Here is a 1,131-nt window from a genome sequence, read left to right as displayed (position 1 = left end):
CCTATAAATAAAAATAGTTATAATTATTCAAAAAGTATAAACAGTTTTAAAAACAATTACATTGAGAAGAATAATATTTTAGAAGAAAAATATACTCAACTGAATATAAAATATCAGGAATCTAAAAAACTGATTGATGAATCTTTATTAAATATTGAACAACTTGAAAATAAAATCAATGAAAAAGATACTGAGATTGATGAACTTAATCAAACATTTTATACTGAATTTGAATCCGTAAAAGAGGAAACCAAAAATTTCAAAGATGATTTTTTTAAAGTGCAAAAAGAATTTTTTGATAATCAAATCATTGATTATGAAGAAAGAATTAAACTTCTTGAAAATGAAATAATTGAAAAATCAGATAAAATATTACTTCTTTTAAATAATAAAAACGAAGAAGCTATACGCCTTGTAGGTCTTGTAGCAGATTCAGCAATAACTGGAAACTATCAAAGAATCGCAAATGAAAATAAAATTAGTGCCAATAGATTGAGAAATACGGCATTAGCATTGATGGCTATATTGTCTGTATTATTAGTTTATGCAGTCTGGGACATAAGTAGTACAAATTTTGATTGGAAGAGATCTTTAATTAGAATAATAGCAGCAGCAGCATTATCATATCCAGCAACTTATGCAGCAAGAGAATCAAGCAAACATAGAAAAATTGAAATACGTAATAGAAGGATTGAGTTAGAATTAGCTTCAATTAATCCATTTATTGAATTTTTAGAAGATGCTAATAAGAAAAGCATAAAGGAAGAATTAGTTGGTAAATATTTTGGGAATGACACTAATGATTTATCAGTCGATGATAAAAATGATGAAGTTTCATTAAATCTTATAGAAAGACTTGTTAAAACAATTTTACCCATATTGAATAAATGAAATATAACAAGCTTTTGAACTAGAAATTGCTACTGTCACAATCTGTGCTTCTCTGCTTTGCAGGCACAGATTCCGCCAGTAAACGCAATTCAAGTTAAAAGATAGTTATATAGTGTTACCCGCCCGCCAGCACTTCCACCACCTGACAAGCTTGGTTTCCACCACTCGACAGTCAGCTCTGCAGAATGTGAACACACTGCATTACCAACTGACGACCAATGGAAAATCATAGAGTCAATT

The 1,131-nt window shown here is 29.1% G+C and carries 1 protein-coding gene; it reads left to right on the top strand.

Annotated elements, in window-relative coordinates; translation table 11 throughout:
* Positions 1-891 (top strand): hypothetical protein (locus DV872_RS26760; protein ID WP_158547201.1); only part of this gene is annotated, 891 nt, incomplete at its 5' end.
* Positions 892-1,131: the final 240 nt, after the last annotated feature.

Origin of the sequence: Oceanispirochaeta sp. M1 (genome assembly GCF_003346715.1) — a bacterium.
Taxonomy (GTDB): Bacteria; Spirochaetota; Spirochaetia; order DSM-2461; family DSM-2461; genus Oceanispirochaeta.
This window is presented reverse-complemented; position numbering and strand designations above follow the sequence as displayed.